Origin of the sequence: Aequorivita sp. H23M31 (assembly GCF_004022485.1) — a bacterium.
GTDB classification, from domain to species: Bacteria; Bacteroidota; Bacteroidia; order Flavobacteriales; family Flavobacteriaceae; genus Aequorivita; species Aequorivita ciconiae.
Window position 1 is genome coordinate 1,422,522 of the sequence record NZ_CP034951.1, and the last position, 15,534, is coordinate 1,438,055.

The window sequence follows — 15,534 nt, forward strand, 5'->3', positions numbered from 1 at the left end:
AACTCAATACAACTGAATAAATATTCTTTGCAATTATTAGGGAGTAATTGTTATTGGGGAGGATTACAATTGGGGAATTATTATAATAATAATAACTGGGGAAGGTATTTTTGAGGAGGGAAAATTAGTGGGGAAATAACACTTCGAATATACATATTATATCTCAGGAATGTTCATCAAGTTGCGAAAATTCTGAATTTTGGCTTACATATTCGGGAATAAGACATTTTAGCTTTTGAATTATAAACTTCTTTTTCCCAATACTATTCGCTAATTTTTCAAGTTCGTCCAAAGAGCTGCAAATTTCATCGTAATCGTGGTCCATTACCCTGCCCACCATAATTTTTGGGTGAAAGGTTGGAAGAGTGGTCTCTCCATCAATCAACAATTCCTCATATAATTTTTCACCTTCTCTTAAACCGACGATTTCTATTGGTATGTCCACGTATGGCCTTAACCCCGAAAGCTTGATCATTCTTTCGGCCATATCCAAAATCTTGACCGGTTTACCCATGTCGAAAACAAAAATCTCACCTCCATGGCCCATTGTTCCAGCTTGCAATACCAATTGACACGCCTCTTTGATGGTCATAAAATACCGTGTAATGTCTTTGTGGGTAACGGTAACCGGACCGCCTCTTTTAATTTGTTCCTTAAAGAAAGGAATTACCGACCCATTGCTTCCCAAAACGTTTCCAAAACGGGTGGTTATAAATTTTGTTTTCACATTCGGTCTTTTCTGGAGGGCCTGAACATACATTTCGGCAGCTCTCTTAGAGGCACCCATTACGTTACTGGGGTTTACCGCCTTATCCGTCGAGATCATAACAAATCGTTCGCAACCGTATTTGATAGCAAGATCAGCTAGAGTACGGGTTCCGATTATATTGGCCCGAATACCTTCACGCGGATGTCTTTCTATCATTGGCACATGTTTGTAGGCTGCGGCGTGATAAACAATCTCAAAACGGTATTTATCAAAAATACCCTTCATTCGGTCCTTATTGGTCACATCGGCCAAATACACCTGGTAATTTAATTGCGGGTGATTGTTTTTGAGATAAAGATCTATCCCGTGCAAGGGACTTTCTGCGTTATCCAGAACTATCAATCTTTTGGGTTCCAGTTCGGCTATTTGGCGGACAAGCTCGCTTCCTATACTTCCGGCCCCACCGGTGACCAAAATGTTTTTGCCCCGCAGATCTTCCGAAATCAATTTGATGTCCGTTTCAATCACGTGCCGCTCCAACAAATCTTCAATTTGCAGGGGAGCAATTTTAAATTCCATATCGGAATGTTTTTCCCATCTTTCAGGTAGCGAAGTGCTATACACCTCCATTCCTACCGAAAAGGCATGCTCCATAATTTGATTTTTCTCAACCACGGAAAGCATGTCACCTACCAATAATACCCCTTCAACATTGAAATTTACCCGAATATCCCGAAGGTCATCCTCAATGTCATCACAACAGTTGAGTACAGGTAGATTCATAATCTTAAAGTTGTTCCTTTTTTCGCTCATTGACAAAAATGCCACTGGTTGGTAGGGCGCGGTAGGATCACTTATTAATGATTGGGCCAATCCAATACTCTTATCGCTTACACCAAAGATTATCAATCTTTTCTTGGAGGAACTCTGGGCTGCCGTAGCTTTCAAAAAACGATAGGATTCCTTTACCGACACTCGCAATGCAACTAGGAAGATAAAGGACAAAATCGCATAAAGCAGTAGATCCATCCAAGAAAATATTTCGTGGGAACCAAAGGATTTATACGCGCTGTTTCCGATCATGGATATTAAAAACATGGCAACGGTAGCCATCGCTAACCTATAAACATCGGTAAAGGTACTATGTCTGATAATCCCCGAGTAGGAGCGGAAGAGTACGAAACAAATAAGATGGATAGAAACTAAAATAACCGCCCTTTGAAAAAAGCTAAATACATCGTTTGACTGTAGCGAAGTATCGGCCAAAAGAAAGACAGAAACCGTGTAGGAAAAAACGCAAATTGCCAGATCAATAGAAAGAACAACCCACCTTGGAAGGAATCGTTGATCGAGAACGAACCTCCTGAAAAGACCATATCTTTTATTAAAAAATCTTTGAATGGTTTTGCCTCGCCGCATAATCTTATGAATTAAAATAAGCCAAAATAGATTTCTCTATGCGTTCCCGCTCAATTTCGGTTAAATTACTTCCCGACGGAAGACAGAGTCCGTTTTTAAAAATTGATTCACTGGTTCCATCGCCATAATAAGGTGCATCCTTAAAAACAGGTTGCAGATGCATCGGTTTCCATATCGGTCTGGATTCTATGTTTTCGCTTAAAAGTGCCTCCCTTAAACCATCAGGGTTAATATTGTTATCCGGATTATTAAATATAATACAACTAAGCCAATGATTACTAAAAAACTCAGGGTTTGGTTCACTAAAAACATCAATTCCATCTATGGGATTAAAAATACCTTTATAAAATTGATTCATTTTTCGACGTAATGCTACATGATCATCGAGTATCTCCATCTGTCCTCTTCCAATACCAGCACATACATTGCTCAACCTATAGTTATACCCAATATGACTATGTTGATAATGAGGCGCTTCATCGCGCGCTTGGGTTGCTAAAAAAACAGCTTTGGATTTATGTTGGGGATTTCTGGAAACTAATGCACCTCCACCGGATGTGGTAATGATTTTGTTGCCATTGAATGAAAGGATAGAAATATCACCAAATGTACCGCATTTTCTTTCCTTATAAGTACTTCCTAGGGCTTCGGCACTATCTTCTACTATCGGAATTCCGTATTTATCGGCTATCTCCCGTATTTCTTCTGCCTTATATGGCATTCCATAAAGATGAACGGCAACAATGGCTTTTGGCTTTTTCCCTTTAGCTGTTCTAGATTTTATAGCCTCTTCAAGATAATGTGGACTTATATTCCAGGTTTCGGATTCACTATCAACAAAAACTGGAGTCGCTCCAAGATAAACAATTGGATTAGCAGATGCAGAAAATGTTAAACTCTGGCATATTACTTCATCACCCCGACCTACGCCAAGTAATATTAATGCTAAATGGATAGCAGCCGTACCCGAGCTAAGTGCAGCGACGTGACTTTCTTCTCCCAAATAGGATTCTATGGCGAGCTCAAATCCGCTTACATTAGGTCCTAATGGTGCAATCCAATTGGATGCAAATGCTTCCTGGACATAATCTTGTTCGCTTCCGCCCATATGAGGCGATGAGAGGTAAATCTTTTCATTCATTGTCTATGTTATCCCCTTGAAGTCCTGAATGCATTATTTAAGTATTTTGAACAATCTGGGGAAAAATTTCATTTGGTTAATCGTCTAATTCTTCACTATTTATTGTCTAAATACCAGAATTTAGATAGCTTGTGGGGAAAGAGCAAAGTTAAAAATATTTAAGCTATAAAATAATTTATGCCTAAAATAAATCGAAATATAGGAAAAGTCCTTTAGCTCGGCACGAATTTGGATAGCCCGTTTTATGTAGCATTTGAAATGTTCCGATTTCCCGACCTCATCAATTCAAGATTTTATTTTGTAAACCTCAATGGATAATGCGAAGAGCGGTTGCCCACATAATTTTGAGGTCCTCCCAAAATGAGCGGTTATAATAATAATCAAGGTTCATTTTCACCTTGTCGGGAAAAATAACCTCGTCATTATATTTCAACGGATCTGCCTGAAGTTGAAGTAGCGCATCTTCATCAATATATTTCAACGCGGTCCAACTGCAAAGTCCGGGCTTTAATTCCAAAATCTTGCGATCCTCTCCCTGCAATTGGTCGTAATATCCTAAAATATCTGGTCGGGGACCCACAAAACTCATTTGACCAACGAATATATTAAATAGTTGGGGCAGTTCATCCATCTTGGATCTGCGCAAAAATCTCCCGTACTTGCTAATCTGGTCGGTTTGAGCATGCATAGTGCGGATTTTAAAAATCTGAAATGGTTTTCCATATTGACCAATTCGGGTTTGAAGAAAAAGTCCTTTACCCGTATCCAGAAAAGAGAAGAGTACCAATAAAAGGATAAGCCACCCAAAAAGGAACAGTAAAAGAAACGAAAGCAAAAAATCGAAAAGGCGTTTGGAGAGGTTCAAGTTTGATTATTCAGTGTCAGTCCTTCAATACATTTTCTTAAGCTCTGCCGGGCTGAAGAAAACACTCAGGATCCTTGATTTTGGTTTTTAAATATCTATATCATAAATTCAATCATTGAAATTTAGTGATATGTGTTATATGTTTAGATAGCTTGGCAATTTATAAAACTATAATTTATGAACGGACAACAGGTTATTGTTAATACTTTTATTGTCCGAATTGCTGAATATTGAGCCCTACCAACATTTTTTGTGCTAGGTTGCTTCAAATATAACATTAAAGGCGGATTCAGGATTCAAGGAATATAAAAAAGTAGCGAGACTTCTTCATTAGAGTAAGAGTGATATTTGAGATTTATAAATCTTTTATTTAGCAAAAAATATCAATGCAAGTTCCTAAATTTTAGCTGCCAAAATAAGTTTAGAAAAAGTTTCGTCAGCCTAGTCTTTTTTGTTGAAGCCTGTCCTGAGCGGAGTCGAAGGATTTTGGGCAATGCAAAAAAGAAAAGAGGTCGAAAAAAATTAATAATTTTTCAAATTGACAACAAAATTTATGGAGGAGAGGATTGACAAAGTAAATTCCATCTAATTTCGAATTTCATTTCTTTATTATATTCCCATTTCCATTTCCTATTTTTACCCACTTATACCATTTAATGAAAACTATCCTTCTCCATCCTTCTTATTTTCCTTCCATTGAACAAATGGCCGCTGCAGCCCAGACAGAAAATATTGTCTGGGAAATGGAGGACAACTACCAAAAGCAGACCTACAGAAATAGGGCCTATATCGCCCATAGCAATGGTATCCTATTATTGAATATTCCCATAAAACACACAAGAGATGGGAAACGTCAAAAAACAAAAGAAGTGATAGTGGAGAATGACTTTCCTTGGCAAGAGCAACACTGGAAAAGTTTACAGAGTGCCTATCGTACTTCCCCTTTTTTTGAATATTATGAGGATGACCTGGAGCATCCTTTTAAAGAACCTGTAACCAGTCTAATGGCCCATAATCTAAAAACATATAAAATCTTAGCTGAACTTATCGGCTTGGAAGCCAAAACTTCAAAAACTATGGTATATGAGGTAAATCCCGAGTTTGAGGATATGCGATATTTAATCAACTCTAAAAGAAAGACCAATTTTGAAACAGAACCCTATACCCAGGTTTTTCAGGAAAACCATGGGTTCCTATCCAACCTTTCCGTATTGGACCTTTTATTTAATGAAGGTCCAAATGCACTAGGATATCTGGAAAGTCAAAAATTAAAATTCTGATTAGATTACCACCCTAATGTAGTGCGTATGGCATAGTGATCTGAAAAAGTATTTTTAAGGGTTTTAAAAGAAATTACATCCAGATTTTCCGAAACCAGGATATAATCTATACGCAACGGAAACCGGTCAAATAAGAACGTAGTCCCCAATCCATTACCTCTTTCCCTAAAAGCATCTTTCATATCACCTTTCATAGTACGGTAAGTATATGAAAAAGGAGTATTATTGAAATCGCCACAAATAATCACCGGGTATTTGGACTTGGCTTTATGGTTCTGGATACTGTTTATTTGGTTCTGTTGTTTAGCAAAAGCATTTGTAAATTTTTTGCGAAGCCAACTATTATCGGTGTCCTGCAAAAACTGAACTTCGGGTAAAATACCGATGGATTGTAAATGCGCACTGTATATGCGGAGAGTGTCTTTCCCTTTTATAACATCCGCATAAATGGTATTATTTCCTGTATCCTTAAAGTCGAACGCTCCTTTATTTATCAATGGATACTTCGAGAATATGGCATTGCCCAATTTCGATTTGGGAGTTTTAAAATGCTCATATCGATAAGGATAGGCAGAAAAATCCACCTTATTGGGTTTGTAATATTCCTGAAAACAGACAACATCCGGATTTTCTGCCTCAAAATACGCCTTCATAGTTTTGGATCCGTTTTCTAAAGGCTTCTTTTCGTAGCTATTAAAAAGACGGACGTTATATGACATAACAGTTAATGTGTTTTTGTAATCAGCCGGATTTCCTTCAGCAGAAATTTTATAAAATGCATTAAAATAAAAGTAGGAAGCCACGATTACGAAAGCCGATATAAAAAACCTTCGTCGGAGCTGAAAAGCCCAATATAGGGCAAAAATGATGTTTATCAGGATAAGGAAAGGAACCAACAAGCTGAGCATTGAGATTGTGGGAAATCGGCTGGGTGGCAGATAGGGAAGAATAAAGGATAATAAAAGCAAAAAGGCCATTAACAAATTGGCCAAATACATAATAGTATTAAAAAACCTGCCCATAGCGCTCAGTCGTCCTTTCCAGCTTTAAAAAGAAAGTCTTTTTCTGCTTTGGTCAAACTTTCATAGCCACTCTGACTTATTTTATCCAGGATAGAATCTACCTTTTTTTGATAATCGGATTTTTGATCCTGATTCTTAGCGGGTTTCGAAGATGTATGTCGCGTTCGATGTACCTTTCTAAATGGTTTTTTCGTCCTTGGTTTAAAGAGGTTTGCGATCCAATCCATAAAGTTCTCGAACCATTTTCCAATATCGTTTCCCTTGGCCAATTGTACGGCATAAAAATAACCAAAAACTCCCCCACCCACGTGGGCCATTAATCCTCCGGCATTACCAGAGGTGGGAATGCGAACGAGATCGAGAAGAAATAGAAACAAAGCAATATGCCAGAGTTTTATGGTAAAGGAAAAAATTCGAAATTCGGTATTGGGAGTATAGGTGGCTATAAATATCATAATTGCAGTAACGGCGCCAGATGCTCCAATTAAATATCCTTTATGGTCATCAAAAACTGGAAAGAAATTATAGGAAAGAACAAAGAGAAGTCCCCCAAAAAGAGCCCCGAGCAAATAGACTGTAAGCAATCGCTTGCCAGTAAAAAGATTCAAAACAAATTGGCCAAACCAGTACAGCCAAATCATATTAAAGAGAATATGGAAAAACCCAAAATGCAGAAATCCATATGTTATCAATGTCCAAGGCCGAAATAAAAGTGTATCCAAGTCATCACTCAATACAAACCAACGAGAGAAATAACCAGGATTCATCCTAAATATAAAAGAACCCAAACTAACGACCAAGAATGCTATAGTATTTATAACTATCAACTTGACCACAATACTGGACATTTTATATTTATATGAAAGATTCGTTATAGCCATATTTAATTCCAACGATGGTTATCAAAACTGTTTTTCTTCCAATACCATGCCATAATAAACCCAAATAATGCACCACCAATATGTGCCCAATGCGCTACTCCAGAGGGGGTACCACTTAGACCAAAAATAAGATCACCAAGGATAATTGCCGGTATAAAGTACTTGGCTTTAATGGGAATAGGCAAAAAGATAAGCATAAGTTCAATGTTCGGAAACATAATTCCGAAAGCTACCAAAACCCCATAAATCGCTCCTGAGGCGCCCACGGCTGGAGTATTAAAACCATCGTAAGTCTGGTGGAGCACTTCTATGGGCACTGAATTTAATATTCGCGTATCGTAACTGCCGGAGTTAAGAAAATCGAGAATACTTGTTTTATCCAAACCTGCTGCCATTAATGCTTCCATTCCGGTATGAACGTGATAATAGTTAACAAGTGTATGGATAAGAGCAGCTCCAAGTCCTGCGGAAAAATAAAAAAACAAAAATTTGTTCCGACCCCATCTTATTTCCAAAGGCGAACCGAATGCCCAAAGAGCATACATATTAAATAGAATATGCATAAACCCGCCATGCATAAACATATGGGTAAGAGGTTGCCAATATTGAAAATTAGGATTTTCAAAATAATAAAGAGCAAACAAACGATAGGCTACGTCGCCAATAACGAGTGTACCAATAAAAAAAAGTACATTTAAAACAATTAAAACCTTAATGGTTTCGGTTACTCTTCCCATATTTCCGGTCCCACCTTAAGGTGGAAAGTTATCGTCCTAATAAAGGACCATTTTACAAAAATTTCTTATCAATATCGCCCGAGTCAATTATAATAAATACAGACCTATTATCGGGACTCACGCTAGGTTCTTTACAAGCGAACAATTGATTGATCATATGCTCTTGCTCTTCTTTATTTAGGGAAATTCCCGTTTTAATTGCCATACTTGCAGCCATTGATTTCGCCAATATATCATTCTGACTAAATCCTTGGGTAGGTACGTCTTCTTTAATGTGATTCACTAACTCGTGCAACAAATTTATAACATGGCTCTCTAAGATCATCACGGGAATACCGCTAATCTCTATACTTTCATTTTTTAATTCTGAAAAGACAAACCCGGTATTTTCAAGTTGCTCCCGAATTTTTTCAATAATCTCCACATCCGGTTTAGAAAAATTCAATTGCAAGGGAAACAATAATTGTTGACTTACCGCTTCTTTCACCGTCATATTCTTCAACAACTCCTCATATAGAATCCGTTGATGTGCCAAGTTTTGGTGGACCACCATTATTCCATTTTTTAACGGACTTACAATGTATTTATTTTGAAGCTGAAAAGTGAGCTGTCGGGCTTCAGCTTTATCTTTTTCAAAAAGACTTCCGGTAACCTCCTCGCTTTCAAATTCCATCATCTCAGTGGAGTTTATCCCGAGCGCGGAGGAGGGGCTCGAGGTACGCTCAAATTGCTGGGTCGATCCGAAACCATCTTTTAAACCCACATATAAAGATTCCCAAGATGATCCCGTTTGCTTGCGCTCAAATGGAAAATTGATATTCCCTTGTTTTGGCTTTTCTTTAAAAGGATTAAAATCCCTATCTACATCAATAGAAGGGGCAACTGGACTTTTTTGCCCGTATTCATAAGGCGTGTCAAAACCTTTGTCCCTCTCAAAATCGAGTACTGGAGCAATGTTAAACTGGCCCAAACTATGTTTTACCGTCGCTCTGAGCATAGCGTAAATAGAATGCTCGTCGTCAAATTTTATTTCCGTTTTCGTAGGATGGATATTTATATCTATGGAATGGGGATCTACTTCCAAAAAGAGAAAATATCCAGGATGCACATCAGCTTTTATCAACCCTTCAAAAGCCGAGGCTACGGCGTGATGAAGGTATGGACTTTTAATAAAACGGTCGTTCACAAAAAAGAACTGCTCTCCCCTGCTCTTTTTCCCATATTCCGGTTTCAAGATAAAACCACTGATTTTTAAAATTTCGGTTTCTTCATTAACCGGCACCAATTTCTCATTTGTTTTGATTCCGAAAATATTGACTATCCTCTGCTTTAAATTTGAGGAAGGTAAGTTGAAAATATCACTTCCATTGTGAAGCATTTGGAAAGACACGCTGGGATGCGCTAGTGCGACTCTATGAAATTCATCTATAATATGACGCATTTCCACGGGATTGCTCTTTAGAAAATTTCTTCTCGCGGGAATATTGTAAAACAAATTCTTTACGGAAATGGTTGTCCCTTTGGGTACTACAGAAGGTTCCTGCGACATCACCTTGCTTCCCTCAATGGTAATGTGGGTACCGACCTCAACATCCTCCTTCCTTGTTTTCAATTCCACGTGGGCAATGGCAGCGATTGAGGCCAAGGCCTCACCCCGAAAACCTTTGGTGTGAAGGTTAAACAGATCGTCAGCCGATTTAATTTTTGAAGTTGCGTGGCGTTCAAAACTCAAACGTGCATCGGTTAGGCTCATTCCTACTCCATCATCAGTAACCTGTACCAAGGTTTTGCCCGCATCCTTAACAATTAGTATGATAGAAGTGGCTTTGGCATCTATGGCATTCTCTAACAATTCCTTAACCAACGAGGCCGGTCTTTGCACTACCTCACCGGCCGCAATTTGATTGGCTACGTGGTCGGGCAATAACTGGATAATGTCTGTCATGAAGGTTTAAAGGTAGAATATTGATAGGTCGAATTCGATAATAAAGAGAAACAATAAAATTAGAACTGCTATTATAACAAAAAGTCGAAACCGGGTATTTTTATCGGAAGTGGAACGCAATTCTCCCCAGGCGGTCTTAAATTTCCCTTTTAGACTTTTATTATCTCCTACGGTCGAGCGGAATTTGTCAAATTTATGCTCAATAGAAAATGGACTGCCATCTCCGTCATGCTCAAAGTGACGCGGCCTATAGTTAAACTTCTTATTCTTTCTCTTACTTATTATTCCCATAATTGTCGTGCCCCAAAGGTACTGAAATTACTATGTTTTCTAAAGTCTTTCGATAGGCTTTTGGAACAATTACCGTACCGTTCTAGCAGTTATTCAGTGGGCAGTGATCAGTTCTGAGTAGTCGGTAGTGGGTAGTCGGTAGTCGGTAGTTTATGGTTAATGGTTTAATCGAAATTAAAACTTTTAACGCATAACTCATAACTCTGCACTCTGAACTTTAGCACACTCCCTATAATTCTGAATTCAGAATTGGAATTTAAAACCTCGAGTCCTTCCGAAGTTGTGCCATCTTAATGGCGGCGATTGCGGCTTCTGTGCCTTTATTACCGTGTTGGCCACCGCTGCGATCAATGGCCTGTTGTAGGTTATTGTCGGTAAGGACGCAGAAAATAACGGGAATCTTTCCTTGAACATTCAAATCTTTAATGCCCTGAGAAACAGCTTCGCATACATAATCAAAATGCTTGGTTTCTCCCTGGATTACACTTCCTATAACAATAATAGCATCCAGCATATCATAGCTTTCAGCCATTCTTTTCGCTCCGTAAATAAGTTCAAAACTTCCTGGTACGTTCCACCGAACAATGTTTTCATTTACGGTACCGCAATCCTTTAATGCGTCGAATGCGCCCTGAAACATTCCTTCGGTAATATCATGGTTCCATTCTGAAACAACAATCCCAAATCGAAAATCTTTCGCATTTGGGATTGTGTTTTTATCGTAAGCCGATAAATTTTTATTTTCTGTGGCCATTTATTTGTTCATTGCCTGGGCACGGCCAGTATAGATTTCAGCTTTAGTAACCTCAGGAGATTTTGGATAATCTTCTGTTATCTTTTTGAAATGTTTTAGCGCCTTGTCACTTTGGTTTAATGACATTGCAGCAATTCCTGCTTTTAAAAGGAAACGTGGCGTAGTAAAATCATTGGTACGCATCTTTGCTGCTTCCTCATAATACTTCAAAGCATCCTCATTTTGGTTCAATTGTGCAAAAGCATCACCTATTGCTCCTTTTGCCAATGGGGCCAAAATATCGTCCTTGCTCTTAAATTTATCCAATTGTTCAATAGCATCCTGATATTTGTTAAGGTTCAAATAGGCCATTCCGGCGTAATAATGGGCAAGATTTGCAGCATCTGTACCTCCGTAATTCTCGATTATATCAAGGAAACCAAATTTTCCATTTCCACCTTGTAGCGAAAGATTATAAAGAGAATCCTTGGCTGGAGCGGTTAATGCTTGTTCCCAGTAGTTTTGGGCCTGGAACATCTTATTCGTTGCCTCAATTTCTTTTGGTTTCTGAATATATTGGTGGTACGCAAAATAACCCAAAACACAAATTGCAACCACTGCAATCACTCCAATAATCCCTTTTTGATTTTTCTCTACCCAAGCCTCAGTCCTTGAAGCTCCCTCATCGAGACTTCTGAACACCTCAGCCGTAGTACTGTTTTCCTCAATTTGGGCGTCTTTATCAGCCTTGGTTCTCGGTTTGCCCGCGCGTTTTTTATACGTTGCCATAGTTCTAGGTTAATGTGGCGCAAAAATAAAATTTTAAATGGAATTTGAAAGGATAAATATTTCTTATTTTTTGATAATTTGCAAAGCTGAATTCCTCTCGTTCCAAAAAGAATAAGGAATCGCAATCTTTTCATCCTTATGGTTTTACAGAAACTCTCTTTACTGAATTATAAAAATTTTCAAGCGCAATCCTTCGACTTCGATCCAAAAATAAATTGTTTTGCAGGAAATAACGGCGTAGGAAAGACAAATGTACTCGATGCCATCTACCATCTTTCCTTCGGAAAAAGCTATTTTAACCCTATAACTACCCAAAATATTAAGCATGGAGAAGAATTTTTCGTAATAGAAGGAGTTTATGCGAAAAAAGAGTCAGCCGAAAAAATTGTAGTTAGTGCCAAAAAAGGTCAAAAGAAGGTTATAAAAAGAAATGGAAAGGTTTATGAGAGATTTAGTGACCATATAGGATTTCTACCCTTGGTAATTATTTCACCCGCAGATCGCGATTTGATTATTGAGGGCAGTGATACCAGAAGGAAATTTATCGATGGGGTTATTTCGCAGCGAGATGCGGATTATCTTCAAACTTTGATAAAATACAACAAGGTTCTGGCGCAGCGCAATTCCCTGTTAAAGTATTTTGTTGCCAATAATACCTTTAACCAAGACACAATAGATATTTACAACGAACAACTTCATACTTTCGCAACATCTATATTTGGAAAAAGGACGGCTTTTTTAGAGGAATTTCTTCCCATTTTTTTAAACAGATACAAATCCATTAGCAGTGGAGAAGAAGATATCGATCTCACTTACGAAAGTCAGCTTCAGGAAAACGACTTATTGACCTTGCTCCAAAATAATCTTTCAAAAGATAGAATTTCGCAATACACCAATTATGGTATTCATAAGGATGATCTAATTTTGGAGATCGACGGACACCCTATCAAGAAATTCGGATCACAGGGGCAGCAGAAATCTTATTTGATTGCTTTAAAACTGGCACAATTCGATTTTATAAAAACACATTCCAAAACAAATCCGATTTTACTGTTGGATGATATTTTTGATAAGTTGGATGAAACACGGGTAGCTCATCTCATCTCGTTGGTAGATAACGAAAATTTCGGTCAACTTTTTATAAGTGATACCCACGCAGAACGAACAGAGGAAGTAATTAAAAAGGTTAGGCAGACGTATAAAATGTTTGCTCTGGAAAATTGAGGGGCCAGAGGTTAAAGTCTAGAATCTAGAGTCTAGACAGCGGACAAACAAAACTCAACCATTACCTCTGAACTTATAACTCTGAACTTATAACTCAAAAATGATCCACCAAGCTAAAAGTCTTATAAAATTTCTTCGGCTTTCAAAAAACAAACACGGAGTCCATTCTCCATTTGTTTACAGTTTGGTTACGCAATGTTTTAACGATTCTAGAAAATACCCGGCGTATCGAATTTTAAAGTCCCACAGGAAAGCATTAAAACAAGATGCCTCGGTTATAACAACTGTGGACCACGGACAAGGTTCAAGAATTTTCAAACATCCTGACAGAAAAATTTCCGTGGTTTATAAAAAAGTGGGGATGAAAGGAAAGCGACAAAAGCTTCTCTATCGATTAGCCGCTTATCTAAAGTGTGAAACCATGTTGGAATTTGGAACTTCCCTTGGTCTGGGCACGGTCCCACTCGCTCTTTCAAACGAATTTGCATATGTTCACACCGTAGAAGCCTGTGAAAATACCACTAAAATCGCAGAAAGATATTTTTCTAAATTTGGGCTATCAAACATTCAGATCCATCAGAAAACTTTCAAAGAATTTCTGGAATACGACCCAAAAGAAAAATATGATTTAATATTTATAGATGGGGACCATAATGGAGAGCGCACTATAGCTTATTTTAACTCACTTTTGAATCATATTCACAATAACTCGGTAATCATCTTTGATGATATCTATTGGAGCAAGGGAATGACCGAGGCCTGGGAAACAATTCGGGCTCATGAAAAAGTGACCGTCAGTATCGATACCTTTCAATGGGGAATTGTATTTTTTCGAAAGGAACAGCGGAAGGAACATTTTGTGATCCGCACCTAGCTTCGATACAATTCTGATATTTTCGATTTGCATCGAAATTATCAGAATCACTCAGCTACCTTTGATTGTTTTATTCATTGAACATATGCATCGGTACAAATTTCAGCGGGGCTGAAATTCACTCAGCTGCCTTGAAATTTAATCGATCCCCAGCCCTCCTCGAAGCAAGTTCGGGACAAGTTCTAAAGGGGGAGATGGGAAACTTGTTAGAATTTTATAAAACTACATTTCAATTTATTACGGAGCTCTTCGATTTCGGTTTCAATTTCAATTTCGATTTCGTTTTCGATTTCGATTTCGTTTTCGATTTCGATTTCGATTTCGATTTCGGTTTCGTTTTCGATTTCGATTTCGATTTCGATTTCGATTTCAATTTCGATTTCGGTTTCAATTTCGATTTCGTTTTCGATTTCGGTTTCGATTTCGATTTCCTTCCGTCCCCCTTGTCCCCCGAAGGGAATGACCCAATTCTGAATTTCGAATTCTGAATTCTAAATTCATAATTCTGAATTCAGAATTTCTGTAACAGTAACAGTATCTTTGCGTCATATTACCTGAATGGTCAAAACTAGGAAGCAGGAAAATAAAAACTATGGGTTTAATAATAAAAATCAGAAATATCACCCGGGACTTTCCTATGGGGAATGATGTGGTAAAGGTTTTAAAGGGAATTGATTTGGACATTGAGCGTGGCGAATATGTAGCCTTAATGGGACCCTCGGGTTCAGGAAAATCTACGCTTATGAACCTTTTGGGCTGTTTAGATACTCCCACGTCAGGTAGTTATGAACTCAATGGAAAGGATGTGAGCAATATGACAGACGACGAGTTGGCGGAAATCCGGAATAAGGAAATCGGTTTTGTATTCCAAACTTTTAATTTACTGCCAAGAACCACTGCCCTCGAGAATGTGGCGTTGCCCATGATTTACGCAGGGGTATCTAAAAAAGACCGGACGGCACGGGCTGAAGAAGTCCTTACGCAGGTAGGTCTGGCGGATAGAATGGATCACAAGCCCAACCAACTTTCTGGAGGTCAACGTCAAAGGGTAGCAGTGGGAAGGGCATTGGTAAATAGTCCCTCAATTATTTTGGCGGATGAGCCCACGGGAAACCTCGATTCAAAAACTTCTGTTGAAATTATGAATCTGTTCAATAAAATCCATCAAGCCGGAAACACCGTAATATTAGTAACCCACGAAGAAGAAATCGCCGAAAATGCCCATCGGATTATTCGACTTAGAGATGGGATGATTGAGAGTGATTCTTTGAGGGAGGTTATGGATTTAAAGTTGTGAATTATGAATTATGGGAACAGGACAGAGTTGGGGAATAAAGAAGAGAGACGGGAACATGGAACCATTGCAAATTAATTTTGAACATTAAAAAATGGACTTTACAAACCCCATAACTCTAATAATCGGCGGAATTCTCTTTCTGGCCGTTATTTACTTTTGGAACAAACGCAACGCTGGGAAACAGAGGGAACGTCGGAACAGGAATTTCCGCGGTGGGTATTATAATCGAAAAAAAGAAAGAGAGAAGGAGGTTGGAGATTGAGAGGTTTTGAATGTTCAATTTTCAATGTTCAATGTTCAATGTTCAATGTTCAATGCTCAAAATTG

General features: G+C 38.3%; 15 protein-coding genes. 6 read left to right on the forward strand and 9 right to left on the reverse strand.

Annotated features, from left to right (window positions below; all coding sequences use genetic code 11):
* Positions 1–163: 163 nt before the first annotated feature.
* From EI546_RS06195 to EI546_RS06205, 3 genes are all read right to left on the reverse strand, one after another.
* The gene (locus tag EI546_RS06195) at positions 164–2,128 is read right to left on the reverse strand and encodes a polysaccharide biosynthesis protein (protein ID WP_128249729.1); all 1,965 of its coding nucleotides are present in this window, start codon (positions 2,126–2,128) and stop codon (positions 164–166) included.
* A 4-nt stretch (positions 2,129–2,132) separates the two neighbouring features.
* Complete coding sequence (locus tag EI546_RS06200) at positions 2,133–3,269, reverse strand: DegT/DnrJ/EryC1/StrS family aminotransferase (protein ID WP_128249730.1); 1,137 nt, start codon at positions 3,267–3,269, stop codon at positions 2,133–2,135.
* Between the two features lie 307 nt (positions 3,270–3,576).
* Entirely contained in the window at positions 3,577–4,104 is a 528-nt protein-coding gene (locus EI546_RS06205) for a sugar transferase (protein WP_240673174.1), read from the reverse strand.
* Between the two features lie 686 nt (positions 4,105–4,790).
* Between EI546_RS06205 and EI546_RS06210 the strand changes: the two genes are divergently transcribed.
* Positions 4,791–5,414: a WbqC family protein gene (locus EI546_RS06210; protein ID WP_128249732.1), complete on the forward strand. Its 624-nt coding sequence runs from the start codon at positions 4,791–4,793 to the stop codon at positions 5,412–5,414.
* A gap of 5 nt (positions 5,415–5,419) precedes the next feature.
* Here EI546_RS06210 and EI546_RS06215 read toward each other — a convergent pair whose 3' ends face one another.
* From EI546_RS06215 to EI546_RS06245, 6 genes are all read right to left on the reverse strand, one after another.
* Entirely contained in the window at positions 5,420–6,436 is a 1,017-nt protein-coding gene (locus EI546_RS06215) for an endonuclease/exonuclease/phosphatase family protein (protein ID WP_128249733.1), read from the reverse strand.
* A gap of 5 nt (positions 6,437–6,441) precedes the next feature.
* Entirely contained in the window at positions 6,442–7,317 is an 876-nt protein-coding gene (locus tag EI546_RS06220; RefSeq protein WP_128249734.1) for a rhomboid family intramembrane serine protease, read from the reverse strand.
* A gap of 2 nt (positions 7,318–7,319) precedes the next feature.
* Positions 7,320–8,054 carry a rhomboid family intramembrane serine protease gene (locus EI546_RS06225; RefSeq protein WP_128249735.1) on the reverse strand — a complete coding sequence of 245 codons (735 nt, stop codon included), beginning with the start codon at positions 8,052–8,054 and terminating at the stop codon, positions 7,320–7,322.
* Between the two features lie 52 nt (positions 8,055–8,106).
* A complete protein-coding gene (gene mutL, locus EI546_RS06230; protein WP_128249736.1) occupies positions 8,107–9,999 on the reverse strand; it encodes a DNA mismatch repair endonuclease MutL in 1,893 nt (630 codons plus the stop codon).
* Positions 10,000–10,546: 547 nt separating this feature from the next.
* The gene (gene ribH / locus EI546_RS06240) at positions 10,547–11,044 is read right to left on the reverse strand and encodes a 6,7-dimethyl-8-ribityllumazine synthase (protein WP_128249738.1); all 498 of its coding nucleotides are present in this window, start codon (positions 11,042–11,044) and stop codon (positions 10,547–10,549) included.
* Complete coding sequence (locus tag EI546_RS06245; protein ID WP_128249739.1) at positions 11,045–11,812, reverse strand: tetratricopeptide repeat protein; 768 nt, start codon at positions 11,810–11,812, stop codon at positions 11,045–11,047.
* Between the two features lie 138 nt (positions 11,813–11,950).
* Here EI546_RS06245 and recF point away from each other — a divergent pair, with 138 nt between their 5' ends.
* The 5 genes from recF (at position 11,951) to EI546_RS16190 (ending at position 15,469) form a co-directional block, all read left to right on the forward strand.
* The gene (gene recF / locus EI546_RS06250; protein ID WP_128249740.1) at positions 11,951–13,036 is read left to right on the forward strand and encodes a DNA replication/repair protein RecF; all 1,086 of its coding nucleotides are present in this window, start codon (positions 11,951–11,953) and stop codon (positions 13,034–13,036) included.
* 100 nt (positions 13,037–13,136) lie between these two features.
* Positions 13,137–13,910, forward strand: a complete 774-nt coding sequence (locus EI546_RS06255; protein WP_128249741.1) for an O-methyltransferase — start codon at positions 13,137–13,139, stop codon at positions 13,908–13,910.
* Positions 13,911–14,104: 194 nt separating this feature from the next.
* A complete protein-coding gene (locus EI546_RS16185; protein ID WP_164905186.1) occupies positions 14,105–14,398 on the forward strand; it encodes a hypothetical protein in 294 nt (97 codons plus the stop codon).
* Positions 14,399–14,502: 104 nt separating this feature from the next.
* On the forward strand, positions 14,503–15,207 hold the full coding sequence (locus EI546_RS06265; protein ID WP_128249742.1) for an ABC transporter ATP-binding protein: 705 nt from the start codon (positions 14,503–14,505) through the stop codon (positions 15,205–15,207).
* A 91-nt stretch (positions 15,208–15,298) separates the two neighbouring features.
* A complete protein-coding gene (locus EI546_RS16190; protein WP_164905187.1) occupies positions 15,299–15,469 on the forward strand; it encodes a hypothetical protein in 171 nt (56 codons plus the stop codon).
* Positions 15,470–15,534 lie beyond the last annotated feature (65 nt).

Bases quoted from the DNA above. Each gene is read 5' to 3' on its own strand.
- mutL (WP_128249736.1), bottom strand. From the start codon at position 9,999: ATGACAGACATTATCCAGTTATTGCCCGACCACGTAGCCAATCAAATT.
- EI546_RS06195 (WP_128249729.1), bottom strand. From the start codon at position 2,128: ATGCGGCGAGGCAAAACCATTCAAAGATTTTTTAATAAAAGATATGGT.
- EI546_RS16190 (WP_164905187.1), top strand. From the start codon at position 15,299: ATGGACTTTACAAACCCCATAACTCTAATAATCGGCGGAATTCTCTTT.
- EI546_RS06200 (WP_128249730.1), bottom strand. From the start codon at position 3,269: ATGAATGAAAAGATTTACCTCTCATCGCCTCATATGGGCGGAAGCGAA.
- EI546_RS16185 (WP_164905186.1), top strand. From the start codon at position 14,105: ATGGGAAACTTGTTAGAATTTTATAAAACTACATTTCAATTTATTACG.
- EI546_RS06265 (WP_128249742.1), top strand. From the start codon at position 14,503: ATGGGTTTAATAATAAAAATCAGAAATATCACCCGGGACTTTCCTATG.
- EI546_RS06215 (WP_128249733.1), bottom strand. From the start codon at position 6,436: ATGGGCAGGTTTTTTAATACTATTATGTATTTGGCCAATTTGTTAATG.
- EI546_RS06245 (WP_128249739.1), bottom strand. From the start codon at position 11,812: ATGGCAACGTATAAAAAACGCGCGGGCAAACCGAGAACCAAGGCTGAT.
- EI546_RS06225 (WP_128249735.1), bottom strand. From the start codon at position 8,054: ATGGGAAGAGTAACCGAAACCATTAAGGTTTTAATTGTTTTAAATGTA.
- EI546_RS06220 (WP_128249734.1), bottom strand. From the start codon at position 7,317: ATGGCTATAACGAATCTTTCATATAAATATAAAATGTCCAGTATTGTG.
- ribH (WP_128249738.1), bottom strand. From the start codon at position 11,044: ATGGCCACAGAAAATAAAAATTTATCGGCTTACGATAAAAACACAATC.
- recF (WP_128249740.1), top strand. From the start codon at position 11,951: ATGGTTTTACAGAAACTCTCTTTACTGAATTATAAAAATTTTCAAGCG.
- EI546_RS06210 (WP_128249732.1), top strand. From the start codon at position 4,791: ATGAAAACTATCCTTCTCCATCCTTCTTATTTTCCTTCCATTGAACAA.
- EI546_RS06255 (WP_128249741.1), top strand. From the start codon at position 13,137: ATGATCCACCAAGCTAAAAGTCTTATAAAATTTCTTCGGCTTTCAAAA.